General features: G+C 58.8%; 19 protein-coding genes and 4 tRNA genes. 20 read left to right on the top strand and 3 right to left on the bottom strand.

The features are described from left to right. Positions 1–7: 7 nt before the first annotated feature. Positions 8–1,456 (bottom strand): PTS cellobiose/arbutin/salicin transporter subunit IIBC, encoded by a 1,449-nt coding sequence (ascF, locus tag FN633_RS15945; protein WP_154058382.1) that lies wholly within the window; start codon positions 1,454–1,456, stop codon positions 8–10. Between the two features lie 223 nt (positions 1,457–1,679). Here ascF and FN633_RS15940 point away from each other — a divergent pair, with 223 nt between their 5' ends. From FN633_RS15940 to FN633_RS15920, 5 genes are all read left to right on the top strand, one after another. Further along, the gene (locus FN633_RS15940) at positions 1,680–2,693 is read left to right on the top strand and encodes a LacI family DNA-binding transcriptional regulator (protein WP_154058381.1); all 1,014 of its coding nucleotides are present in this window, start codon (positions 1,680–1,682) and stop codon (positions 2,691–2,693) included. Positions 2,694–2,826: 133 nt separating this feature from the next. Continuing rightward, complete coding sequence (hydN, locus tag FN633_RS15935; protein WP_154058380.1) at positions 2,827–3,372, top strand: electron transport protein HydN; 546 nt, start codon at positions 2,827–2,829, stop codon at positions 3,370–3,372. A gap of 37 nt (positions 3,373–3,409) precedes the next feature. After that, positions 3,410–5,557, top strand: coding sequence for a formate dehydrogenase subunit alpha (gene fdhF, locus FN633_RS15930; RefSeq protein WP_154058379.1), 2,148 nt, complete (start codon positions 3,410–3,412; stop codon positions 5,555–5,557). A gap of 4 nt (positions 5,558–5,561) precedes the next feature. Next, the gene (hypF, locus tag FN633_RS15925) at positions 5,562–7,784 is read left to right on the top strand and encodes a carbamoyltransferase HypF (protein ID WP_154058378.1); all 2,223 of its coding nucleotides are present in this window, start codon (positions 5,562–5,564) and stop codon (positions 7,782–7,784) included. A gap of 14 nt (positions 7,785–7,798) precedes the next feature. Next, positions 7,799–8,827, top strand: a complete 1,029-nt coding sequence (locus tag FN633_RS15920) for a HoxN/HupN/NixA family nickel/cobalt transporter (RefSeq protein WP_154058972.1) — start codon at positions 7,799–7,801, stop codon at positions 8,825–8,827. Here FN633_RS15920 and norW read toward each other — a convergent pair. Next, the gene (gene norW, locus FN633_RS15915; RefSeq protein WP_154058377.1) at positions 8,772–9,932 is read right to left on the bottom strand and encodes an NADH:flavorubredoxin reductase NorW; all 1,161 of its coding nucleotides are present in this window, start codon (positions 9,930–9,932) and stop codon (positions 8,772–8,774) included. The two genes, FN633_RS15920 and norW, sit on opposite strands and share 56 nt — an antisense overlap. After that, a complete protein-coding gene (norV, locus tag FN633_RS15910) occupies positions 9,929–11,371 on the bottom strand; it encodes an anaerobic nitric oxide reductase flavorubredoxin (protein WP_154058376.1) in 1,443 nt (480 codons plus the stop codon). The genes norW and norV overlap by 4 nt, the downstream gene beginning before the upstream one ends. 189 nt (positions 11,372–11,560) lie before the next feature. Here norV and norR point away from each other — a divergent pair, with 189 nt between their 5' ends. The 15 genes from norR (at position 11,561) to luxS (ending at position 23,925) form a co-directional block, all read left to right on the top strand. Then, the gene (gene norR / locus FN633_RS15905; protein ID WP_154058375.1) at positions 11,561–13,093 is read left to right on the top strand and encodes a nitric oxide reductase transcriptional regulator NorR; all 1,533 of its coding nucleotides are present in this window, start codon (positions 11,561–11,563) and stop codon (positions 13,091–13,093) included. A 32-nt stretch (positions 13,094–13,125) separates the two neighbouring features. Further along, complete coding sequence (gene mltB / locus FN633_RS15900) at positions 13,126–14,208, top strand: lytic murein transglycosylase B (protein WP_042387649.1); 1,083 nt, start codon at positions 13,126–13,128, stop codon at positions 14,206–14,208. Positions 14,209–14,343: 135 nt separating this feature from the next. Then, positions 14,344–14,841, top strand: a complete 498-nt coding sequence (pncC, locus tag FN633_RS15895) for a nicotinamide-nucleotide amidase (protein ID WP_154058374.1) — start codon at positions 14,344–14,346, stop codon at positions 14,839–14,841. An 89-nt stretch (positions 14,842–14,930) separates the two neighbouring features. After that, a complete protein-coding gene (recA, locus tag FN633_RS15890; protein ID WP_154058373.1) occupies positions 14,931–15,995 on the top strand; it encodes a recombinase RecA in 1,065 nt (354 codons plus the stop codon). A gap of 70 nt (positions 15,996–16,065) precedes the next feature. After that, positions 16,066–16,551 (top strand): recombination regulator RecX, encoded by a 486-nt coding sequence (gene recX / locus FN633_RS15885; RefSeq protein WP_154058372.1) that lies wholly within the window; start codon positions 16,066–16,068, stop codon positions 16,549–16,551. A 145-nt stretch (positions 16,552–16,696) separates the two neighbouring features. Next, positions 16,697–19,324, top strand: coding sequence for an alanine--tRNA ligase (gene alaS / locus FN633_RS15880; protein ID WP_154058371.1), 2,628 nt, complete (start codon positions 16,697–16,699; stop codon positions 19,322–19,324). A 242-nt stretch (positions 19,325–19,566) separates the two neighbouring features. Then, a complete protein-coding gene (csrA, locus tag FN633_RS15875; protein ID WP_000906486.1) occupies positions 19,567–19,752 on the top strand; it encodes a carbon storage regulator CsrA in 186 nt (61 codons plus the stop codon). A gap of 314 nt (positions 19,753–20,066) precedes the next feature. Further along, positions 20,067–20,159: transfer RNA gene (locus tag FN633_RS15870), tRNA-Ser, on the top strand. A gap of 3 nt (positions 20,160–20,162) precedes the next feature. After that, positions 20,163–20,239, top strand: a tRNA-Arg gene (locus FN633_RS15865). Between the two features lie 61 nt (positions 20,240–20,300). Continuing rightward, positions 20,301–20,377: transfer RNA gene (locus FN633_RS15860), tRNA-Arg, on the top strand. A gap of 34 nt (positions 20,378–20,411) precedes the next feature. Next, a tRNA-Arg gene (locus FN633_RS15855) sits at positions 20,412–20,488 on the top strand. A 147-nt stretch (positions 20,489–20,635) separates the two neighbouring features. Further along, positions 20,636–21,202 (top strand): fructose-1-phosphate/6-phosphogluconate phosphatase, encoded by a 567-nt coding sequence (gene yqaB, locus FN633_RS15850; RefSeq protein WP_154058370.1) that lies wholly within the window; start codon positions 20,636–20,638, stop codon positions 21,200–21,202. Continuing rightward, entirely contained in the window at positions 21,199–21,627 is a 429-nt protein-coding gene (locus tag FN633_RS15845) for a YqaA family protein (protein WP_154058369.1), read from the top strand. Before yqaB ends, FN633_RS15845 begins: the two co-directional genes overlap by 4 nt. A gap of 78 nt (positions 21,628–21,705) precedes the next feature. Then, positions 21,706–23,250, top strand: coding sequence for a glutamate--cysteine ligase (gshA, locus tag FN633_RS15840; protein ID WP_154058368.1), 1,545 nt, complete (start codon positions 21,706–21,708; stop codon positions 23,248–23,250). Between the two features lie 159 nt (positions 23,251–23,409). After that, positions 23,410–23,925, top strand: a complete 516-nt coding sequence (luxS, locus tag FN633_RS15830; RefSeq protein WP_042387630.1) for an S-ribosylhomocysteine lyase — start codon at positions 23,410–23,412, stop codon at positions 23,923–23,925. Positions 23,926–23,988 lie beyond the last annotated feature (63 nt).

Here is a 23,988-nt window from a genome sequence, read left to right as displayed (position 1 = left end):
TGTTAAATCAGGCTCTGGCCGCTGCCGCTGGCTTTGCCGCCTGCAACGCACGCGCTTTGGCTGCTTCATCCTCGACGGGCAGATCCTCAAAGCCCAGCAGCAGGGTGAGCACAAACGACAGCACCACCGCCAGCGCCATTACGGCAAAGACCCAGACAATGCTCATTGGATTAGCCGGATCGAAAAATTGGACGCTGGTAAAGAGTCCCGGCGCGGCCATCGAGTGGCTGGCAAGCCCGGCGATCCCGGCCACCGCGCCGCAGATAAAGCCGCTGATTAGGCTGGCGACCAGGGGACGCTTCAGGCGCACCGCCACCCCGTACAGCGCAGGCTCGGAGATACCCGCCAGAATGGCCGAGGCCGCCGCTGCCAGCGCCGTCTGGCGCAGCTCCGGGTTTTTGGTTTTCCACGCCACCGCCAGCGACGAGCCGCCCAGCGACAGGTTCGCGCCAATCTCGGACGGCATCACCATGCCCTCTTTGCCGGTCTCGGCGATGGTCTGGATGATGGTCGGGGTAAAGACGCGATGCATGCCGGTCATCACCAGTAGCGGCCAGAGCGCGCCCATGATCGCCACCGACAGCCAGCCTAAGTAGCTGTGAATGGTGTAGACCAGCGCAGAGATGGCGCTACCGATCCAGATCCCGATCGGCCCGATCAACAGGATGGCGAGCGGGGCGGCGATCAGCACGATCAGCATCGGCTTAAGGAAGTTTTTCGTTACCGCCGGGGTGATGCGATCCACCCAGCGTTCGATGTAAGAGAGGCACCAGGTCATCACAAGCGCCGGGATCACCGTGTAGGTGTACTTCACCGCCGTCACCGGAACCAGGGCGAACTCTACCTGCTGGCCCTGAGCCGCCTTGGCCATCAGCTCGATAAAGCTCGGATGCACCAGCACCCCGGCGATGGCAATCGCCAGCGACATGTTGGTTTTAAACTTCACCGCCGCCGAGGCCGCTACCATCAGCGGCAGGAAGAAGAAGGCCCCGTCGCCAATAACGGTGAGGATCGTCAGGGTAGAGGAGCCTTTCTCCAGCACGCCGGTCATCTCAAGGATCATCGCCAGCAGCTTGACCATCGAGCCACCGATGATCGCCGGGATCAGCGGGGACATGGTACCGATCAGGGCGTCGAGAATGCCTGCGCCAATGCGCCGGAGGGTCAGCTTCTGCGGCCCGGTGTCGACCACTGGCTGCATATCGGCCGGCAGCAGGCGTACCACTTCGGCATAGGCCTGCGACACCGTATTGCCGATGATCACCTGGCACTGGCTGTCGCTGCGCACCACGCCCATCACGCCGGGAGTGCTTTTCAGCGTGGCGCTGTCGATCTGCGTCTCATCTTTCACCACAAAACGCAGGCGCGTCATGCAGTGGGTGACGGCGGCGATATTGTCTGCCCCGCCCAGCGCGGTGACCACGGTCGTCGCCAGCGCGGCATAGTTTTTGGCCATCGGATTTTTATCCTGTTTTAGTATGGGGTTACGGCTGCACCGCGAGCAGTGAGACGTGATGTAGGAAACCGGTTCCACAAAATCATGCTGAGTTTCATTTTTATATTCAATGCCGGATGTTTAGATCCGTGAGGACGATCACCATGATCGCCACTGGGCAAAGCGCTGCAAATCCGCGTCGGGTGCAGTAAACTGCCGATATACAAATGAAAGGAAAGCAAATATGACCACGATGCTGGAGGTAGCGAAGCGGGCAGGGGTATCAAAGGCGACGGTGTCCCGCGTGCTGTCAGGCAACGGCTACGTTGGCCAGGAGACCAGGGAACGCGTATTCAAAGCTATTGAGGAGAGCGGCTACCGGCCGAACCTGCTGGCGCGTAACCTGGCGGCGAAAACCACCCAAACCCTCGGGCTAGTGGTGACCAATACGCTCTATCACGGGGTCTACTTTAGCGAACTCCTGTTCCATGCGGCGCGGATGACGGAGGATCGTGGCCGCCAGCTGATCCTTGCCGATGGCAAACACAGCGCCGACGAGGAGCGGCAGGCGATCCAGTACCTGCTCGATCTACGCTGCGATGCGATCGTGATCTACCCGCGCTTTCTCAGCGTCGACGAGATCGACACGATCATCGACGGCCACACCCAGCCCATTATGGTGCTCAACCGGCGGCTGCGTAAAAACAGCAGCCACTGCGTCTACTGCGACCAGAAAAGCACCAGCCTGGCGGCGGTAGAGACGCTGCTGGCCCAGGGGCACCGGGATATCGCCTTTATCACCGGCTCCCTCGACTCGCCTACCGGTAACGAGCGTCTCTCCGGCTATAGAGAGGCGCTGGAGCGGCACGGCGTGGCGGTGCGTAACGAACTGATCGTCGAAGGTAAGTGGACGCCCGCCAGCGGCTCGGCAGGCGTCGCGACGCTGCTGGAACGCGGGGTGCGCTTTAGTGCGCTGGTGGCCAGCAATGACGATATGGCGATAGGGGCCATTAGCCAGCTGCACGGCAGCGGCATTGCTGTCCCGGATCAGGTCTCGGTGATTGGCTTCGATGACATTGCCATCGCCCCCTATACCGTCCCGCCGCTGGCCAGCGTTAAAATTCCGGTCACGGAGATGATCAAAGAGACCATCAACCGCCTTATTTTTATGCTTGATGGCGGAGAGTTCACGACCCAGCCACCCTTTACCGGCGAGCTGATCCTGCGCGGCTCCGTTAGCCACGGTCCGCACGCCTGATGTCGACAGCTGTCATCGTCACAAGTGTCGATGACAGTTTCTTCTTGTTTTAAAAACTATATAAATCAATGAAATAAACTCTGGCACGATTCGTGAATACTCCGGCACACTACCGTTAATGCTGGAGAATTTGATGAACCGTTTCATCATGGCCGACGCCAGTAAATGTATTGGCTGCCGTACCTGTGAAGTTGCCTGCGTGGTCTCCCATCAGGCGCAACAGGATTGTGCCTCTTTAACCCCCGACACCTTCCTGCCGCGTATTCACGTCATTAAAGGCGTGAACGTCTCTACCGCTACCCTTTGCCGTCAGTGCGAGGACGCCCCGTGCGCCAACGTCTGCCCCAACGGCGCAATCAGCCGGGATAAAGGCTTTGTTAACGTGATGCAGGAGCGCTGCATCGGGTGCAAAACCTGCGTGGTCGCCTGCCCCTATGGCGCGATGGAGGTCGTTGTGCGTCCGGTGGTTCGCAACAGCGGCGCGGGCCTGAACGTGCGGGCGGAGAAAGCCGAGGCCAACAAGTGCGATCTCTGCCATACCCGCGAGGCAGGCCCCGCCTGCATGGAAGTCTGCCCCACCGAGGCGCTGGTCTGTGTTGACAGAGCGCGTCTGGAGCAGCTCAGCGCTGAGAGACGCCGCCGCGCGGCGCTCGATACCGCCGCTTCATTTCTCTTTTAACTGAACAGCATTTCAACTTTTAACAGGTCTGTTACTGATGAAAAAAATTACGAGCGTTTGTCCATACTGCGGCGCAGGCTGCAAACTGAAGCTGGTGGTCGATAACAACAAAATTATTCGTGCCGAAGCGGCGGAAGGCGTCACCAACCAGAATCAGCTCTGCCTGAAGGGCTATTACGGCTGGGATTTTCTTAACGATACAAAACTCCTGACGCCGCGCCTGACCCAGCCGATGATCCGCTATCAAAAAGGCGGCAAATTAACGCCCGTAAGCTGGGATGAAGCCATTCGCTACACGGCAAAACGGCTGGGGGAGATCAAGGCCCAGTACGGTGGCCGGGCGATCATGACCACCGGCTCTTCACGCGGAACCGGCAATGAAACCAACTATGTGATGCAGAAGTTTGCCCGCGGCGTGCTGCACACCAACAACGTCGACTGCTGCGCCAGGGTCTGTCACGGCCCGTCGGTAGCGGGTTTGCAGGAGGCGCTGGGTAACGGAGCGATGAGCAACTCCATCGGTGACATCGAACACTCCCGCTGCCTGCTGGTGTTCGGCTACAACTGCGCCGACTCGCACCCCATCGTTGCCCGCCGGGTGATCAAAGCTAAACAGAACGGGGCGAAAATCATCGTCTGCGATCCGCGACGGATCGAGACCGCGCGCATTGCCGATCAGCATCTGCAAATCAACAACGGCTGCAATATGGCGCTGGTCAACGCCTTTGGCTATGTGCTGCTGGAGGAGGAGCTGTACGACAGGAAGTATGTAGCCAGCTTTACCAGCGGCCTCGACGCCTACCGCGAGGTGGTTAAAGATTATGCGCCCGAAGCGGTTGAGCATCTGACCGGGGTCAGCGCCCAGCAGATCCGCCAGGCGATGCGTACCTACGCCGCAGCACCGTCGGCCACCATTATGTGGGGCATGGGTGTCACCCAGTTCGGCCAGGCGGTGGACGTGGTGAAAGGTCTGGCAAGCCTGGCGCTGCTCACCGGCAACCTGGGACGGGAGCACGTCGGCGTCGGACCGGTGCGCGGGCAGAACAACGTCCAGGGGGCGTGCGATATGGGGGTGATCCCCAACCAGTTCCCTGGCTACCAGGACGTGGTGGATCCGGTGGTGCGGGAGAAATTCGCCAGAGCCTGGGGAATTAACGCTGCGGATATGGACGACCAGGTCGGGGTTCGCATTACCGAAGTGCCGCACCTGGCGCTGGAGGGCAAGGTCAAAGCCTACTACATCATGGGTGAGGATCCGCTCCAGACCGAAGCCGACCTGGGCCTGGTGCGCAAGGGCTTTGAGGCGCTCGACTTCGTGGTGGTGCAGGATATCTTTATGACCAAAACCGCTGAGCAGGCGGATGTCCTGCTACCCGCGACCTCATGGGGTGAACACGGGGGCGTCTTTACCTGCGCCGATCGCGGCTTCCAGCGTTTCGAGAAGGCAGTGGACGCGCAGTACAACGTCAAGCGCGACTGGGAGATCATCAGCCTGATCGCCACCGAGATGGGCTACCCGATGCACTATGACAGCAACCAGCAGATCTGGGATGAGCTGCGCGAGCTGTGCCCGCTCTTCTACGGCGTCACCTACGAGAAGATGGGCGATATGGGGCACGTGCAGTGGCCCTGTCCAACGCTGGATCATCCGGGAACGCCCTATCTTTACCAGGGCAATAAGTTCGATACCCCTGACGGCAAAGGGCACCTGTTTGCGGCGCAATGGCGCGCGCCCGCCGAGGTGCCGGATGCCGACTTCCCGCTGGTGCTCTGCACCGTGCGCGAGGTGGGCCACTACTCCTGCCGCTCGATGACCGGCAACTGCGCGGCGCTGCAAACCCTCGCCGACGAGCCAGGCTTTGTGCAGATCAGCCCGGACGATGCGCAGGCGCTCGGTATTCATGACCGGCAGCTGGTGTGGGTGGAGTCCCGGCGCGGGAAGGTAATCAGCCGTGCCGACGTGAATGAGCGCATTAATCGCGGCAGCGTCTACATGACCTACCAGTGGTGGATTGGGGCCTGCAACGAGCTCACTCAGGACAATCTTGATCCGATCTCCAAAACGCCGGAGACCAAGTACTGCGCGGTGAAGGTCAGCGCCATTGCCGATCAGCCCTGGGCAGAAAACTATACCCAGACCACCTATCAGGCGATGAAAACCCGCCTGCGCGACGCGGCGGTGTAGGGGCATGAGCGATAGCGGCGTCCTTATCCGCGTGCGGGGCAAAGTTCAGGGGGTGGGCTTCCGCCCCTTTATCTGGCAGCTGGCGCAGCGGCTCCAGCGTACCGGCGACGTCTGCAACGACGGGCAGGGCGTGGTGGTGCGGCTCTGGGGAGAGGAGGCCGGGTTTATGGTGCAAATGCGGCAGGCCTGCCCGCCGCTGGCGCGCATTGACCAGACCGAGGCCGTGCCGTTTCACTGGCTGCAGCGTCCTGTGGCGTTCACTATTCTGCCCAGCGCGGGGGGCGGCATGGATACTCAAATCGTGCCGGATGCGGCAACCTGTCCGGCCTGCCTGGCAGAGATGAACGATCCCAGGGATCGCCGCTATCGCTACCCCTTCGTCAACTGCACCCACTGTGGGCCGCGGGTGACCATTATCCGCGCTATGCCCTACGACCGCCCGCAGACCGCCATGGCGGCATTTCCGCTCTGTCCGGCCTGCGAGGCGGAGTATCGCAACCCGGCGGATCGCCGCTTTCACGCTCAGCCGGTGGCCTGCCCGGAGTGCGGCCCGCAGCTGGCATGGCATGCGGCGGGCGAGACGCTGGCAGGAGAGGCGGCGTTGAGGGCGGCGGTGGCCGTGCTGGATGCAGGCGGCATCGTGGCGGTGAAGGGCCTCGGCGGCTTTCATCTCGCCTGCGATGCGCATAACCCGCAGGCAGTGGCGCGTCTGCGTCTGCGCAAGCGGCGTCCGGCCAAGCCGCTGGCGGTGATGATTGCCGATGCGCAGAACCTGCCTGAGGCGGCCCGCGCGGCGCTGGAGATCCCGGCCGCGCCGGTGGTGCTGGTGGATAAAACCCTCCTGCCCGAGTTGGATGCGGCTATCGCGCCGGGGCTCAACGAGGTAGGCGTCATGCTGCCTGCCAATCCCCTCCAGCATCTGCTGATGCAGAGCCTTAACCGTCCGCTGGTAATGACCTCCGGCAACCTCAGCGGTAAACCGCCCGCGTTAACTAACCACGAGGCGCAGCGGGATCTCGCCGCCACCGCCGACGGTTTCCTGCTGCATAACCGCGATATCGTCCAGCGGATGGACGACTCGGTCGTGCGGGCCGACGGAGAAGTGCTTCGGCGCTCGCGTGGTTTTGTACCGGACGCGCTGCCGCTGCCGCCAGGCTTTACCGATGTGCCGCCGCTGCTCTGCATGGGGGCGGATATGAAAAATACCTTCTGCCTGGTGCGCGGCGGGCAGGCGGTAATGAGCCAGCACTTCGGCGATCTCGGTGACGAGGGCGTCGAGGCGCAGTGGCGACAGGCGCTGGATCTGATGCAGTCCATCTATCACTTCTCTCCTCGCCAGATTGTCTGCGATGCCCATCCGGGCTACCGATCCAGCCAGTGGGCGGCGGAGAGCGGGCTGTCGGTTATGCAGGTGCTGCATCACCACGCCCACGCGGCGGCCTGCCTGGCCGAGCACGGCTGGCCGCTGACGGGCGGAGACGTTATCGCCCTGACGCTGGACGGGATCGGCATGGGTGCCGATGGCGCGCTGTGGGGGGGAGAGTGTCTGCGGGTGAACTACCGCGAGTGCGAACATCTGGGCGGTCTCCCCGCCGTGGCGCTCCCCGGTGGCGATCTGGCCGCGCAGCAGCCCTGGCGGAACCTGCTGGCTCACTGCCTGGCATTTGTCCCGGAGTGGCAGGGCTACCCTGAAACCCAGCCGGTGCAGGCGCAAAACTGGCTGCCGCTGGCGCGGGCAATTGAGCGGGGGATTAATGCGCCGCTGGCCTCCTCCTGCGGGCGTCTGTTTGACGCCGTGGCCTGTGCGCTGGGGTGCGCCCCGACAACCCTGAGCTACGAGGGGGAGGCGGCCTGTCGACTGGAGGCGCTGGCCGAACGCTGCGCTGGCGTGGCGCATCCGCTCACCTTGCCGCTGCACGCGGGCAGGCTCGATCTGACGCGCTTATGGCAGCTGCTGCTGGGCTGGCAGGCGGAACCGCAGGCGCGAGCGTGGGCTTTTCATGATGCGCTGGCCCACGGCCTGGCAGACCTGATGCGCCAGCACGCCGACGCGCACGGGATCCACACGCTCTGCTTTAGCGGCGGGGTGATCCATAACCGGCTCCTGCGCGCGCGCCTCGCGTTTTACCTTTCTGATTTTACGCTGCTGTTTCCTCGCAGGCTGCCTGCGGGGGACGGTGCACTTGCCTTTGGGCAGGCGGTGATTGCCGCCGCCAGACATTTATAACTAAGGAACTGATGATGTTGATGCGAATTTTACGCAGCGAGCCGCGTGCGGCGCTGCTAATGCTGGGGCTAACGATGGCTAACCTGCTGGCCCGGGGCTGGGCGTGGCACGCCTTTGCCAGCAGCCCGGCACTGATGGCTGCCAGCCTGCTGGCGTGGGGCTACGGGCTGCGCCACGCGGTCGATGCGGATCACATCGCCGCCATCGATAACGTGACGCGCAAAATGATGCAGCAGGGCAAACGCCCGTTTGGCGTCGGGGCCTGGTTCTCTCTGGGCCATTCCAGCATCGTCGTGCTGGCCTCTGTGGCCATTGCCGCCACGGCGGCGGCGTTCCAGCACCGGATGGCGTGGTTTCACGAAACCGGCGGTATGATCGGCACGGCGGTGTCGGCCATCTTTCTGCTGGCAATGGCGCTGGTGAACCTGGTGATTTTGCGCGGCGTATGGCGCAGCTTCCAGGCCTTGAAGCAGGGTAAGCCGGTGGATGCCGAAAGCGCCACGCCGGGTGGGGTGATGCACTGGCTGTTTAGCGCCGCCTTTCGCCTGGTAGGCAGGAGCTGGCACATGTATCTGGTGGGCTTTCTCTTTGGCCTGGGGTTCGATACCGCAACGGAGATTGGCGTGCTGGGGATCTCTGCTGCCAGCGCCTCTAACGGCATCTCTATCTGGTCGATTATGGTCTTCCCGGCGCTGTTTGCCAGCGGCATGGCGCTGGTGGATTCGCTGGATAATTTGCTGATGGTCAACGCCTACGGCTGGGCCTTTGCTAAACCCCAGCGCAAGCTCTACTACAACATGACCATCACCGGTACGTCAGTGGTGGTGGCGCTGGTTATCGGCGGGCTGGAAGCGCTGGGGCTGCTGGTGGATAAGTTCGCCCTGAGCGGCGGCGTATGGGATGCTATCGCCTCGCTGAACGATAACCTCGGCGACGCCGGTTTTATCGTGGTGGCGATTTTTATCCTTTGCTGGCTAGCCTCGATTGTTAACTATCGGATACGGGGCTATGACTCGCTGGCGGGAGCTGCTTCAGCAGAGTAAACGCCTCTTTCATGCGCTCCTCGCTAATCGCAAAGGCGCAGAGCTGACCGTCTTCATCAAACCCCTGAGCGACCATCCCCGCCGCGCTGGTTTCCATCTGCCAGCGCAGATCGCGTCGTCCGGCGTCGCCCGCCAGCTGTAAGGGCAGCTCAGGGGTTTTGACCTTTATCAGCATCGCGGGTAGCTTAAGCGGAACGCTGGCACCGAGCAGGTTTTTCGCCAGGTACATGGCGCTAAGCTGAATCGGCTGGAGGAACGGCAGGACGTTGTCGTTGATCTCCGCACAGTCGCCAAGCGCATAGATATCCGGCTGCGTGGTTTGCAGGTAGCTGTCGACCTTCACCCCGCGATGCGTTTCTGCTCCGGCGCGCTGCGCCAGCGCGGTTTCCGCCCGCAGGCCGGTGGCAGCCACCACCGCATCTACTTCAATGCTGCGGCTGCGATCCAGCTGAACGCGGATACCGTCAGCGGTCTCCTCTAGCCGCTGCAGCTGCGATTTCAGCAGCAGCTGCACGCCCATATCGGTCAGGCGATGCTGTAAGCGACTGCTTACTTCTGGCGGCATCAGCGTCGGCAGAATGCTGGCTGCCCGGTCGATGAGGGCAACCTCTTTTCCGGCGCGGCAAAAATCCATCGCCAGCTCGGTGCCAATCAGACCACTGCCGATAATCATCACCCGCTGCGCGTCGCGAAGCGCGGTTTCACAGGCGCGATACTCCCGCTGGCTGTTGAGGGTAAGCATCAGCTCTCGCCCCTCAACCGGCGGCACAAAGGCGGATGCCCCCGTCGCCAGCACTAGCTTATCGTACTGCCAGGATCGATCGCCCGCTTTCACCATGTGCGCGGCGGCGTCAATATCGGTCACCCAGGTGTAGGGAAACAGACGCAGGTTAAACTGTTCGGCAAACTCCCCCGCCGTCTGGCGGGTGAGGTCGTCTGCACGCTGGCTCTGGCTGATCACGTGGCTTAAGTCCGGCTTGTTGTATTCATCGATACTGTCGGCCGCAATCAGCGTCACCGGCACGTTCGCATCAAGCTTGCGGATATTTTTCACCAGCTGGCGGGCGGCAAAGCCCGAGCCAATAATCACGATGCCGTGGTTCATTTTACCTCCGTAGCCAGTTCATCAAAGACCTCTTTACCCAGGGAGCATTCCGGGCAGAGAAAGTTGTCCGGCACATCGCACCACGGCGTCCCAGGGGCAACGTCCTGCATCGGCTCGCCTTTAGCCGGATCGTAGATCCACTGGCAGACGCTGCACTGCATGCTCGGACCCAGATCGGCGGCAGTTGCACAGGGGCTGGCCTCTGGCGCTGTTGCGGACGCAGGTGCAGCGACAGGTAATGGAGTAAGTGCCCACTGACGTGCGATATCACGGCCATGCTGGCGACAAATTTCAAGCGCATCAATATCCGGACGCCATTTCGCCTTCAGGCTTAAGGACATCTCAAAACCGGCATCCTGAAGTCGGGTAGAGAGGCGGTCTACCGCGCCGCCGCTCCAGCCGTGGGAGCCAAAGGCGCTGGCGCGTTTGTTGCGGAAGCGCAGGCCGGTCATCTCTTCTACCAGACCGGCAATTTTCGGCATCATCACGTTGTTCATGGTGGAGGTGCCCACCAGCACGCCTTTGGAGCGGAAGACGTTGGTTAATACTTCGTTCTTATCGCTGCGCGCCACGTTGAAGATTTTGACCGTTACGTTGGGGTCTACTTCGTTGATCCCCTGGGCAATGGCGTCTGCCATCATGCGGGTATTATTGGACATGGTGTCGTAGAAGATAGTGATGCGATCTTCCTGATAGTCCGCCGCCCATTTCAGATACAGCTCAACGATTTGGGTCGGGTTTTCACGCCAGACCACGCCGTGAGAGGTCGCAATCATATCCACCGGCAGGTTGAAGCCGAGGATTTCGGTGATTTTTGGCGTCACCAGGCGGCTGAACGGGGTCAGGATATTGGCGTAGTAGCGCTGGCACTGCTCAAACAGCTCGTTCTGATCCACTTCATCGTTGAACAGGCGTTCATCGCAGTAGTGCTGGCCGAAGGCGTCGTTGCTGAACAGCACCGCGTCGCCAGTCATATAGGTCATCATGCTGTCCGGCCAGTGCAGCATCGGCGTTTCAACAAAGATCAGCTGCTTGCCGTTGCCGATATCTAACGTATCGCCGGTCTTCACGGTGTGGAAGTTCCACTCCGGATGGTGATGGTGACCGTTAATGGAGTCGATGGCGTTGGTGGTGCAGTAGATCGGCGTATTCGGGATGTGCGACATCAGCTCGGTCAGCGCACCCGCGTGGTCCTCTTCAGCATGGTTAATGATGATGTAGTCGATGGCGTTAAGATCGATCTCGCTGCGCAGGTTCTGCACGAACTCGCGGCTGAATTTATGATCGACCGTATCGATCAGTACGTTTTTGCCTTCGCGGATGAGATAGCTGTTATAGCTGCTGCCGCGCAGCGTTTTATATTCGGTCCCATGGAAATCGCGCACTTCCCAGTCACGTTGACCAACCCAATGAATGTTATTTTTAACCAGAATAGACATAGCAACCTCATTTTCAATTCAGCATGTTTGACTCAGATACTTTGCTTATATCAAGTTGCGTGCCAGCTTTTTAACTTTTTGAAAATAAAGAGTTTATAGTGATGATGACTCAAGGTGGGTAGTCATTTTGACTATCATAAATGTTGTCAATATGACACTATGAATTGTCAAAATGACAGCGAGGTAACGATGAGTTTTTCAGTTGAGGTATTAGCAGAGATCGCCATCGAGTTACAAAGTGGCATCGGCCATCAGGATCGCTTTCAGCGGCTGATTGCCACTCTGCGTCAGGTCTTAGGCTGCGACGCCTCGGCGCTGCTGCGCTACAGCGCGCGGGAGTTTATTCCCTTAGCCATCGACGGCCTCGCGCCGGACGTGCTGGGGCGACGTTTTAGGCTGGAAGGGCATCCGCGGCTGGAGGCCATCGCCAGGGCAGGGGACGTGGTGCGTTTCCCGGCCGATAGCGATCTGCCCGATCCCTATGACGGGCTCATTCCGGGCCAGGAGGCGCTGAAGGTACACGCCTGCATCGGCCTGCCGCTGTTTGCCGGGCAGCATTTGATTGGCGCGCTGACCCTCGACGGCATGTCGCCGGATCGCTTTGATAACTTCAGCGACGAGGAGCTGCGGCTGATTGCCGCTCTGGCGGCGGGGGCGCTCAATAACGCCCTGCTGATTGAGCAGCTGGAGAGCCAGAATATGCTCCCGGGCGCGCCTGCGATCTTCGAGCCGGTGACCACCACCCGGATGATCGGCCTGTCCCCGGGCATGACGCAGCTGAAAAAGGAGATCGACATTGTTGCCGCCTCGGATTTGAACGTGCTGATTAGTGGCGAGACCGGCACCGGCAAAGAGCTGGTGGCGAAAGCCATTCATGAAGGCTCTCCGCGTGCAGACCAGCCGCTGGTCTATCTTAACTGCGCGGCGCTGCCGGAGAGCGTGGCGGAGAGCGAGCTGTTTGGTCACGTTAAAGGGGCATTTACCGGGGCGATCAGCAACCGCAGCGGCAAGTTTGAGATGGCTGATAACGGCACGCTGTTCCTTGATGAAATTGGCGAGCTGTCGCTGGCGCTGCAGGCTAAGCTGCTGCGCGTATTGCAGTACGGCGACATTCAGCGCGTCGGGGACGATCGCAGCCTGCGGGTTGACGTCCGGGTGCTGGCGGCCACCAACCGCGATCTGCGGGAAGAGGTGCTGGCCGGACGCTTTCGCGCCGATCTGTTCCATCGCCTGAGCGTCTTTCCGCTGGCGGTGCCGCCGCTGCGCGAGCGTGGTGAGGATGTCGTACTGCTGGCAGGCTACTTCTGCGAGCAGTGTCGGCAGCGCTTTGGCCTCGCGCAGGTGCTATTAAGCAGCGGAGCGCGTTCGCAGCTGCTACAGTATGGCTGGCCGGGCAACGTGCGCGAGCTGGAGCACGCCATCCATCGTGCCGTGGTGCTGGCGCGTGCCGCACGGGCAGGGGATGAGGTCACGCTGGAGGCGCAGCACTTTGCCTTTGCCGACGCGCCTCTGCCGCAGATAGCGGACGCCGCGCCCTCCGTGCCGGGCAGAAATCTGCGCGAGGCGACGGAGGATTTTCAGCGCCAAACTATCCGCCAGACGCTGGCACAGCATAACCAGAGCTGGGCCGCCTGTGCCCGGGCGCTGGAGATGGACGTCGCCAACCTGCACCGGCTGGCGAAGCGGCTGGGCTTGAAAGGCCAGCCAGATGATTTACCATGATTCTCAGGTCGATTTTGTATTAGGGACAACCCATGTTTAAGCGTCGTTATATTACTCTTCTTCCCGCGCTTGTTTTGCTCTCTGCCTGCAGCAGCAAACCCAAAACGCCGGAAGCGCCTCCGGCCACAACCGGTACGCCATCCGGCGGTTTCCTGCTTCAGCCGCAGCATGATGTCATTATGTCAGGCGGTGACTTTGCCAATAACCCGGCGGCAGAGCAGTTCATCAACAAAATGGTCAGCAAGCATGGTTTCGATCCCCAGCAGCTGCGTGAAATCTTATCCCAGGCGAAGCGTCTTGATTACGTCCTGCGCCTGATGGATCGCCAGGCACCTACTGGCCCAGCCCCAGTCGGCCCGAACGGCGCATGGCTGCGCTACAAGAAGCAGTTTATTACCCCGGACAACGTGCAGAACGGTGTCGCGTTCTGGAACCAGTATGAGGACGCCCTCAACCGTGCATGGCAGGTCTACGGCGTGCCGCCGGAGATTATCGTCGGCATTATCGGGGTAGAGACCCGCTGGGGCCGCGTGATGGGGAAAACGCGCATTCTCGACGCGCTGGCGACCCTGTCGTTTAACTACCCGCGCCGCGCCGAGTACTTCTCCAGCGAGCTGGAGACCTTCCTGCTGATGGCCCGCGACGAGCAGGACGATCCGCTGGAGCTGAAAGGCTCCTTTGCCGGGGCGATGGGCTACGGACAGTTTATGCCCTCATCCTATAAAAAGCTGGCGGTCGATTTTAACGGCGACGGACACATTAACCTGTGGGATCCGGTTGACGCGATTGGCAGCGTGGCGAACTACTTTAAAGCCAATGGCTGGGTGAAGGGCGATCCGGTCGCTATTCCGGCTAATGGTCAGGCACCGGGTCTGGCAAACGGCTTTAAAACTAAATACAGCGTCTCGCAGCTGGCGGCCGCTGGCCTGACGCCGCAGCAGCCGGTGGGCAACCATCAGCAGGTAAGCCTGCTGCGCCTCGACGTCGGGACCGGGTACGAATACTGGTACGGTTTGCCGAACTTCTACACCATCACCCGGTACAACGCCAGCACCCACTATGCGATGGCGGTCTGGCAGCTGGGCCAGGCGGTGTCGCTGGCCCGCGTGCAGTAGCGCTTACCCGCGATCCAAGGCCAGCGCGCGCTGGCCTTTTTTCTGAATCGGCCTCGTAAAATCCCGTCTTCGCCCCCATATTAAGAGAGAAAGTGCTATCTTATCTCTCTCATTTCAGCCGTTTACGGAGCGGTTATGACTGACAGTGAATTGATGCAGCTGAGCGAGCGCATCGGGCAGGCGTTAAAGGCGCGCGGCGCAACCGTGACCACGGCCGAGTCCTGTACCGGCGGCTGGGTGGCGAAAGCCATTACCGATATCGCCGGCAGCTCCGCCTGGTTTGAACGGGGGTTTGTCACCTATTCTAATGAAGCCAAGGCGCAGATGATTGGCGTCAAACCCGAGACGTTAGCCCAGCACGGGGCAGTGAGTGAGCCCGTGGTGGTGGAGATGGCGATCGGTGCGATTAAGGCCGCCCGCGCGACCTATGCCCTCTCCATTAGCGGCATCGCGGGGCCGGACGGCGGCAGCGAAAACAAGCCGGTCGGCACGGTGTGGTTTGGCTTTGCCAGCGCGGCGGGAGAGGGGATCACGCGGCGGGAATGCTTCGCCGGTGACCGTGAAAACGTGCGTCGTCAGGCCACCGCTTATGCCCTGCAAACCCTGTGGCAACATTTTCTACAAAGAGCTTGATACTGTATGCGTATACAGTATAATGAGCGCAACAAAACAGTAATCCCCGGCGAGCATCACCTGCTTTACCCGGCATGACAGGAGTAATAATGGCTATCGACGAAAACAAACAGAAAGCGTTGGCGGCAGCACTGGGCCAGATCGAAAAGCAATTCGGTAAAGGCTCCATCATGCGCCTGGGTGAAGACCGTACTATGGACGTAGAAACGATCTCCACGGGTTCGCTTTCGCTGGACATCGCCCTCGGTGCGGGCGGCCTGCCAATGGGCCGTATCGTAGAGATCTACGGGCCGGAGTCCTCAGGTAAAACGACGCTGACGCTGCAGGTTATCGCTGCTGCACAGCGTCAGGGTAAAACCTGTGCCTTTATCGATGCTGAGCATGCGCTTGACCCTGTGTACGCGCGCAAGCTGGGCGTTGATATCGACAACCTGCTTTGCTCCCAGCCGGATACCGGTGAGCAGGCGCTTGAGATCTGTGACGCGCTGGCGCGCTCCGGTGCGGTTGACGTGCTGGTCGTTGACTCCGTTGCGGCACTGACGCCGAAAGCCGAGATCGAAGGCGAGATCGGTGACTCTCACATGGGCCTCGCGGCACGTATGATGAGCCAGGCGATGCGTAAGCTGGCAGGTAACCTGAAGCAGTCCAACACCCTGCTGATCTTCATCAACCAGATCCGTATGAAGATTGGTGTGATGTTCGGTAACCCGGAAACCACCACCGGCGGTAACGCGCTGAAATTCTACGCCTCCGTGCGTCTCGACATCCGCCGTATCGGCGCGGTGAAAGAGGGTGATAACGTGGTAGGTAGCGAAACCCGCGTGAAAGTGGTGAAAAACAAGATCGCTGCGCCGTTCAAACAGGCTGAGTTCCAGATCCTCTATGGCGAAGGCATCAACTTCTACGGCGAACTGGTTGACCTGGGCGTGAAAGAGAAGCTGATCGAAAAAGCGGGCGCATGGTATAGCTACAACGGTGAGAAGATCGGTCAGGGTAAAGCGAATGCCACTACCTGGCTGAAAGAGAACCCGACTACCGCGAAAGAGATCGAAACGAAGATCCGTGAAATTCTGCTCACCAACCCGGACAGCAAACCGGACTTCACGGTTGACGACAACGACGTCAATGCGAAAGAGACCAACGAAGATTTTTAATAATCTGACGTAATGAACAAGGGCTGCCGATGCAGCCCTTTTTGCTATTTATCTATCCAGCAGGTGTGCCATGACAGATACCTCGCCCCGCCGCTCCGCCTATTCCCGTTTGCTCGATCGCGCCATGCGCATTCTTGGCATGCGTGACCACAGCGAACAGGAGTTCCGCCGCAAGCTGACCGCCCCGGTGATGACCAAAACCGGACCCGAACCGGTAGACGCCACCGAAGAAGATATCAATAACGTGGTGAGCTGGTGTTATGAAAACCGCTACCTCGACGATGCCCGCTTTGCCCGCCAGTTTATCGCCAGCCGCAGCCGTAAAGGCTATGGCCCGGCGCGTATCCGCCAGGAGCTGACCCAGAAAGGAATTGACCGGGAAACGGGAGAGGAGGCGATGCGCGAAAGCGACATCGACTGGATTGAGATTGCCCGCGAGCAGGCCCAGCGCAAATATGGCGATCCGCTGCCAGCGGTCTTTGCTGATAAGGTTAAAGTACAGCGTTTTTTACTCTATCGGGGATTCCTGATGGAGGATATTAAAGAACTTTGGTGAAATTTTATGGCCTGGCTGCATACGGGATTTTACTTCGCAGTCAAGAAAACTTATCTTATTCCCACTTTTTCCAGTAGCTGGTCGTCGCCTGTAACAGGGAGAAACGCCAGCTGCGACATTTCGTTAGCTTGATTTCAGGATAATTATGAGCAAGAGCACCGCTGAGATCCGTCAGGCGTTTCTCGATTTTTTCCATAGTAAAGGTCATCAGGTTGTTGCGAGCAGCTCCCTGGTACCCAACAACGATCCAACTCTGCTGTTTACCAACGCCGGGATGAACCAGTTCAAGGATGTTTTCCTTGGTCTCGACAAGCGTAATTATTCCCGCGCTACTACAGCGCAGCGCTGCGTGCGTGCGGGCGGTAAACACAACGATCTGGAAAACGTCGGTTACACCGCGCGCCATCACACCTTCTTTGAAATGCTGGGTAACTTCAGCTTTGGCGACTATTTCAAACACGATGCTATCCAGTACGCATGGGAACTGCTGACCGGTGAAAACTGGTTCAACCTGCCGAAAGATCGCCTGTGGGTAACCGTCTACGAAACCGACGACGAAGCTTACGAAATCTGGGAAAAAGAAGTTGGCATCCCGCGCGAACGTATCATCCGCATTGGGGATAACAAAGGCGGTGCCTACGCTTCTGATAACTTCTGGCAGATGGGCGATACCGGTCCGTGCGGTCCCTGTACCGAAATCTTCTTCGACCACGGCGCGCATATCGCCGGTGGTCCTCCGGGCAGCCCGGACGAAGACGGCGATCGCTACATTGAGATCTGGAACATCGTCTTTATGCAGTTCAACCGCCAGGCCGATGGCACCATGGAGCCGCTGCCGAAACCGTCCGTGGACACAGGTATGGGCCTGGAGCGTATTGCGGCAGTGCTGCAGCACGTCAACTCGAACTACGAGATCGACCTGTTCCGCGATCTGATCGCCGCCGTGGCGAAAGTAACCGGCGCTACCGATCTGAACAACAAATCCCTGCGCGTGATCGCCGACCATATTCGCTCCTGTGCGTTCCTGCTCGCCGACGGCGTACTGCCGTCGAACGAGAGCCGTGGCTACGTGCTGCGCCGTATCATTCGTCGTGCGGTCCGTCATGGCAACATGCTTGGCGCGAAAGAGACCTTCTTCTACAAGCTGGTTGCTCCGCTGATTAATGTGATGGGTGCGGCAGGCGAAGAGCTGAAGAGCCAGCAGGCGCAGGTTGAGCAGATCCTGAAAACCGAAGAAGAGCAGTTTGCCCGCACGCTGGAGCGTGGCCTGGCGCTGCTCGACGAAGAGCTGGCGAAGCTGACCGGTGATACGCTGGACGGTGAGACTGTCTTCCGTCTGTATGACACCTACGGCTTCCCGATGGACCTCACCGCCGACGTCTGTCGCGAGCGCGATATCAACGTTGACGAAGAGGGCTTTAAAGCGGCGATGGAAGCGCAGCGTAACCGCGCCCGTGAGTCCAGCGGCTTTGGTGCAGACTACAACGCGATGATCCGCGTTGACGGCGCATCCGAATTTAAAGGCTACGACAGCCTGGAGCTGACCAGCAAGGTGACCGCGCTGTTTGTTGAGGGCCAGTCCGTCGACACTATTGGCGCAGGGCAAGAGGCGGTGGTTATTCTTGACGCAACGCCGTTCTACGCAGAATCCGGTGGCCAGGTTGGCGATAAGGGCGAGCTGAAAGGCAACGGCTTCACCTTTACCGTGACTGATACCCAGAAGTATGGCCAGGCGATTGGTCACCAGGGCAAGCTGGCATCCGGCTCCCTGAAAGTGGGCGACGGCGTTAAGGCCGAGGTGGATGAAGCCCGCCGTGAACGTATCCGTCTGAACCACTCTGCCACCCATCTGATGCACGCCGCGCTGCGCGAAGTGCTGGGTACACACGTGGCACAGAAAGGCTCGCTGGTGAACGACAAGGTGCTGCGCTTTGACTTCTCCCACTTTGAAGCAATGAAGCCTGCGGAGTTGCGCGCGGTGGAAGATCTGGTTAACGCCCAGATCCGCCGTAACCTGCCGATCGAAACCCAGATTATGGATCTGGAAGACGCGCGGGCCAAAGGAGCAATGGCGCTGTTTGGCGAAAAGTATGACGAGCGCGTACGCGTGCTGAGCATGGGTGACTTCTCTACCGAGCTGTGCGGCGGCACCCACGCTTCCCGCACCGGTGATATCGGGCTGTTCCGCATCGTGTCTGAATCAGGTACTGCGGCAGGCGTTCGTCGCATCGAAGCCGTCACCGGTGAAAATGCGCTTGCCAGCCTCCATGCGCAGAGCGAGCAGCTGCATGACATTGCTCAGCTGCTGAAGGGCGACAGTCAGAACCTGGGCGAGAAAGTGCGCTCCGTTCTCGACAAAACCCGCCAGCTGGAGAAAGAGCTGCAGCAGCTGAAAGCGCAGCAGGCGGCACAGGAGAGCGCAAACCTCTCTGATAAAGCTGAAGAGATTAACGGCGTGAAGCTGCTAGTGAGCGAGCTGGCGGGCGTCGAGCCGAAGATGCTGCGTACTATGGTTGACGATCTGAAGAACCAGCTGGGTTCCGCGGTGATCGTTCTTGCCACGGTAGCAGAGGGTAAGGTTTCTCTGATTGCGGGAGTCTCGAAAGAGGTGACCGACCGCGTGAAGGCAGGGGAGCTGATTGGTATGGTTGCCCAGCAGGTGGGTGGTAAAGGCGGTGGCCGTCCGGATATGGCGCAGGCTGGCGGTACCGACGCAGCTGCGCTCCCTGCGGCATTAGCCAGCGTCAAAGACTGGGTAAGCGCAAAACTGTAATAACAAACAAAGCGAATGCGGACGCCATAGCCCTTGGGTTATGGCGTACTTGCCACTACGCTATTGATAACGATAAAGTCAGGTTGAAGTTGTGTATATCGGCTAAACTTACATTTAACAGAATGTGATGCCGTGACTGCTTACACTTTACGTGTTTGTCATCGCTTACTTTTTGGCGTTATATGATGGATAATGCCGGGATACAAGAGACCCGACTCTTTTAATCTTTCAAGGAGCAAAGAATGCTGATTCTGACTCGTCGAGTTGGTGAAACCCTCATGATTGGGGACGAGGTCACCGTGACAGTTTTAGGGGTTAAGGGCAACCAGGTGAGAATTGGTGTGAACGCCCCTAAAGAAGTATCTGTTCATCGTGAAGAGATCTACCAGCGTATCCAGGCTGAAAAATCACAACAGTCCAGCTACTGATATCATCGCGTCTCGCTTTCTGGCGAGACGCAGCTCTTTTCAGCCCGCTTTTTTTCGCTCTTCCCGCTTATTCTCCCCCTTTTGCATGACATTTTCATTTCTCTGCTCGCTTTCTTGATGCTGCGTTACGGCAAGGATCCTGCTGCTAAAACACACTTTTTGATCCTTTTCAGCGCAAATTGTTTGCGAAGTGTGCAAACGAATCAGGGCTGGGAAAAATTGTTTGACTTATAAGTCCCAGAAAGTAATATGTGCGCCAACGCAGCGACGAAGAGCAGAAACAAGTTCTTCGAAGCACTCGCAAGAGGCGTGTTGGTGAGGTGGCCGAGAGGCTGAAGGCGCTCCCCTGCTAAGGGAGTATGCGGTCAAAAGCTGCATCCGGGGTTCGAATCCCCGCCTCACCGCCATTTGCATCCATAGCTCAGCTGGATAGAGTACTCGGCTACGAACCGAGCGGTCGGAGGTTCGAATCCTCCTGGATGCACCATATTGTGCAGTGTTGCGGCAAGTTGAGCGACATTGAAAAAGCAGTAAAGCAGTATCCTGATGCATCCATAGCTCAGCTGGATAGAGTACTCGGCTACGAACCGAGCGGTCGGAGGTTCGAATCCTCCTGGATGCACCATCTTCTAGAAAAAGCAGTAAAGCACCATCCTAATGCATCCATAGCTCAGCTGGATAGAGTACTCGGCTACGAACCGAGCGGTCGGAGGTTCGAATCCTCCTGGATGCACCATCTTCTCCTGATATTATCTTCTCTGTTTCATCCTCATAATTTCTCTATCAAATATCCTGTTTACCCGCTAACTCTCTATCGCCATCAGCGACAAAACGCCCTGTTTACGTTAAAGTAATGTTCTGTTATCCGCAGTGTGAGAACGCGATGTACGAACGTTATGACGGTCTGATTTTCGATATGGATGGCACCATCCTTGATACCGAACCTACCCATCGTAAAGCCTGGCACGACGTGCTGGCGCACTATGGCATGCGCTTTGATGAGCAGGCTATTGTCGCGCTTAACGGCTCGCCGACCTGGCGTATTGCGCAGGCGGTGATTGAGTGGAACCACGGCGATCTCGATCCTTACGCCCTGGCGCAAGAAAAAACCGAGGCGGTGAAGGCGATGCTGCTGGACACCGTCGAACCGCTGCCGCTGATTGAGGTGGTGAAAGCGTGGCACGGTCGTCGTCCAATGGCAGTAGGCACCGGCAGCGAGCGCGCCATTGCCGAAGCGCTGCTGACTCACCTTAACCTGCGCCAGTACTTTACCGCCGTGGTCGCCGCCGATGACGTCGAGCACCACAAGCCCGCGCCCGATACCTTCCTGCTCTGTGCCGAGCTGATGGGGGTCGACCCGACCAAATGCGTCGTGTTTGAAGACGCTGACTTTGGTCTGGAGGCGGCGCGGCGGGCAGGAATGGATGCGGTGGACGTGCGTACGCTGTGAGCGACGCGCTGTCACTCCTTTCCCTATTTACCAGCAGCTTTCTCAGCGCCACGCTTCTGCCGGGCAGCTCAGAAGTGCTGCTGGTTGCTCTGTTAATCTCTGGCGTCAGTCAGCCCTGGCTTCTTTTGTTAATAGCAACAATGGGTAATAGCCTTGGAGGGGTGACTAACGTTATCCTTGGACGTTTCTTTCCGCTGCGGAAAACATCGCGCTGGCAGGAAAAAGCCCAACACTATTTGAAACGTTATGGCGCAGCCACGCTATTATTGAGCTGGATGCCTGTTATCGGTGATCTGCTGTGCCTGCTTGCGGGATGGATGCGCATTGCGTGGGGGCCGGTTATCTTTTTTTTATGCCTTGGCAAGGGGCTACGCTACGCCGTCCTGACGGCTGCAACCCTGCAGGGTATAACGTGGTGGCACTAATTGGTTGGTCATACGCTTTGATCGTCAACCATTACAATTATGCTTATTAGAAATGATTTCGACAGGCGGGAGGTCAACTTGATCCCGGACGTATCACAGGCACTGTCCTGGCTGGAAAAAAATCCTCATGTCCTGAAAGGGATTATGCGAGGGCTGGAGCGCGAAACGCTGCGCGTTAACGCTGACGGCACGCTTGCAACAACCGGACATCCGGAGCAGCTGGGTGCAGCGCTGACACATAAATGGATCACCACTGATTTCGCAGAAGCGCTGCTGGAATTTATTACCCCGGTTGATGGCGATATCGATCATATGCTGACGGTGCTGCGCGACGTGCACCGCTATACCGTGCGCAATCTGGGAGAGGAGCGGCTGTGGCCGCTGAGTATGCCCTGCTATATTGAGAACGGGCAGGACATTGAGCTGGCGCAGTACGGCAAATCCAATATTGGTCGTCTCAAGACGCTCTACCGTGAGGGGTTAAAAAACCGCTACGGTGCGCTGATGCAGACCATCTCGGGCGTGCACTACAACTTTTCACTGCCGATGGCCTTCTGGCAGGCAAAGTGCGGCAGTACGGATAAAGAGGCGGTCTCTGACGGCTATTTCCGCCTGATCCGCAACTACTACCGCTTCGGCTGGGTGATCCCCTACCTGTTCGGCGCGTCTCCGGCTATCTGCTCCTCGTTCCTGCAGGGCAAACCCACTACGCTGCCGTTTGAAAAGACGGAAGAGGGAATGTACTACCTGCCGTATGCCACCTCGCTGCGTCTGAGCGACCTCGGCTATACCAATAAATCGCAAAGCAATCTCGGTATTACGTTTAACGATTTAGAAGGTTATGTGGCAGCATTGAAACGGGCGATCAAAACGCCGTCTGCTGATTACGAAAAGATGGGGCTGACGAAGGACGGCAAGCATCTGCAGATCAACACCAATATTCTGCAGATCGAAAACGAGCTCTATGCGCCGGTGCGCCCGAAACGGGTAACCCGCAGCGGCGAAGCGCCGTCAGATGCGCTCCTGCGCGGCGGCATTGAGTACATTGAGGTTCGTTCTCTGGATATTAACCCCTTCTCGGCGGTGGGCGTCGATGAGCAGCAGGTGCGTTTCCTCGATCTGTTTATGGTCTGGTGCGTGCTGGCGGATGCGCCAGAGATGAGCAGCGACGAACTGCTCTGTACCCGGACCAACTGGAATCGGGTGATCCTGGAGGGGCGTAAACCGGGTCTGACCCTGGGCATCGGCTGTGAAACCGCGCAGTTCCCGCTGAAAGACGTTGGCAAAGATCTGTTCCGCGACCTGAAGCGTGTTGCGCTGACGCTGGACAGCATTGACGGCGGCACCGCCTATGCAGAAGTGTGTGACCAGCTGGTGGCGAGCTTTGACGATCCAGAGCTGACCTTTTCGGCGCGTATTCTGCACTCGATGCTTGAGAGCGGTATTGGCGGCACCGGCAAGGCGCTGGCGGCACAGTATCGTGATATGCTGCGGGAAGAGCCGCTGGAGGTTCTGCTGGACGAGGACTTCACCAAAGAGCGCGATGCATCCTGGGCGCGTCTGCGGGAGATTGAGGCGGCGGACACCGAGTCGTTTGACGAACTGTTGGCAAAACACGCCTGACAGCGCTGACAGAAAAGAAAAAGGCCACATTGCTGTGGCCAAAATTTCATCTCTGAAAACAGGGATGATGATAACAAATGCGCGTCTTTCATATATTCAGACTTGCATGCGTGCAAAGAGTTCACTTAATTTTAAAAAAATCACTCCGGAGGTGAAAAAATGCCGTTGTTGGATAGCTTCACTGTCGACCACACCCGTATGGAAGCCCCTGCTGTTCGCGTTGCGAAAACCATGAACACGCCGCACGGCGATGCCATCACCGTCTTCGACCTGCGTTTCTGCATCCCGAATAAAGAAGTGATGCCGGAGAAGGGCATTCATACCCTGGAACACCTGTTCGCAGGCTTTATGCGTGACCACCTGAACGGCAACGGCGTAGAGATCATTGATATCTCGCCGATGGGCTGCCGTACCGGCTTCTACATGAGCCTGATTGGCACGCCTGACGAGCAGCGCGTTGCCGATGCCTGGAAAGCGGCGATGGCTGATGTGCTGAAGGTGAAAGAGCAGAACCAGATCCCTGAGCTGAACGTTTACCAGTGCGGTACCTATCAGATGCACTCTCTGGACGAGGCGCAGGAGATTGCGCGTCATATCCTGGAGCGCGACGTGCGCGTCAACAGCAACGACGAGCTGGCGCTGCCGAAAGATAAGCTGCAAGAGCTGCACATCTAGTGAGCATGCCCGGTGGCGCTCGCGCTTACCGGGCCTACAAACGGCACCGCGCCCTATGTAGGC

The organism is Pseudescherichia vulneris (assembly GCF_902164725.1).
Taxonomy (GTDB): domain Bacteria; phylum Pseudomonadota; class Gammaproteobacteria; order Enterobacterales; family Enterobacteriaceae; genus Pseudescherichia; species Pseudescherichia vulneris.
This window is presented reverse-complemented; position numbering and strand designations above follow the sequence as displayed.

Coding starts and splice junctions, on each gene's coding strand:
- ascF (WP_154058382.1), bottom strand. CDS start 1,456: ATGGCCAAAAACTATGCCGCGCTGGCGACGACCGTGGTCACCGCGCTG.
- FN633_RS15940 (WP_154058381.1), top strand. CDS start 1,680: ATGACCACGATGCTGGAGGTAGCGAAGCGGGCAGGGGTATCAAAGGCG.
- hydN (WP_154058380.1), top strand. CDS start 2,827: ATGAACCGTTTCATCATGGCCGACGCCAGTAAATGTATTGGCTGCCGT.
- fdhF (WP_154058379.1), top strand. CDS start 3,410: ATGAAAAAAATTACGAGCGTTTGTCCATACTGCGGCGCAGGCTGCAAA.
- hypF (WP_154058378.1), top strand. CDS start 5,562: ATGAGCGATAGCGGCGTCCTTATCCGCGTGCGGGGCAAAGTTCAGGGG.
- FN633_RS15920 (WP_154058972.1), top strand. CDS start 7,799: ATGTTGATGCGAATTTTACGCAGCGAGCCGCGTGCGGCGCTGCTAATG.
- norW (WP_154058377.1), bottom strand. CDS start 9,932: ATGAACCACGGCATCGTGATTATTGGCTCGGGCTTTGCCGCCCGCCAG.
- norV (WP_154058376.1), bottom strand. CDS start 11,371: ATGTCTATTCTGGTTAAAAATAACATTCATTGGGTTGGTCAACGTGAC.
- norR (WP_154058375.1), top strand. CDS start 11,561: ATGAGTTTTTCAGTTGAGGTATTAGCAGAGATCGCCATCGAGTTACAA.
- mltB (WP_042387649.1), top strand. CDS start 13,126: ATGTTTAAGCGTCGTTATATTACTCTTCTTCCCGCGCTTGTTTTGCTC.
- pncC (WP_154058374.1), top strand. CDS start 14,344: ATGACTGACAGTGAATTGATGCAGCTGAGCGAGCGCATCGGGCAGGCG.
- recA (WP_154058373.1), top strand. CDS start 14,931: ATGGCTATCGACGAAAACAAACAGAAAGCGTTGGCGGCAGCACTGGGC.
- recX (WP_154058372.1), top strand. CDS start 16,066: ATGACAGATACCTCGCCCCGCCGCTCCGCCTATTCCCGTTTGCTCGAT.
- alaS (WP_154058371.1), top strand. CDS start 16,697: ATGAGCAAGAGCACCGCTGAGATCCGTCAGGCGTTTCTCGATTTTTTC.
- csrA (WP_000906486.1), top strand. CDS start 19,567: ATGCTGATTCTGACTCGTCGAGTTGGTGAAACCCTCATGATTGGGGAC.
- yqaB (WP_154058370.1), top strand. CDS start 20,636: ATGTACGAACGTTATGACGGTCTGATTTTCGATATGGATGGCACCATC.
- luxS (WP_042387630.1), top strand. CDS start 23,410: ATGCCGTTGTTGGATAGCTTCACTGTCGACCACACCCGTATGGAAGCC.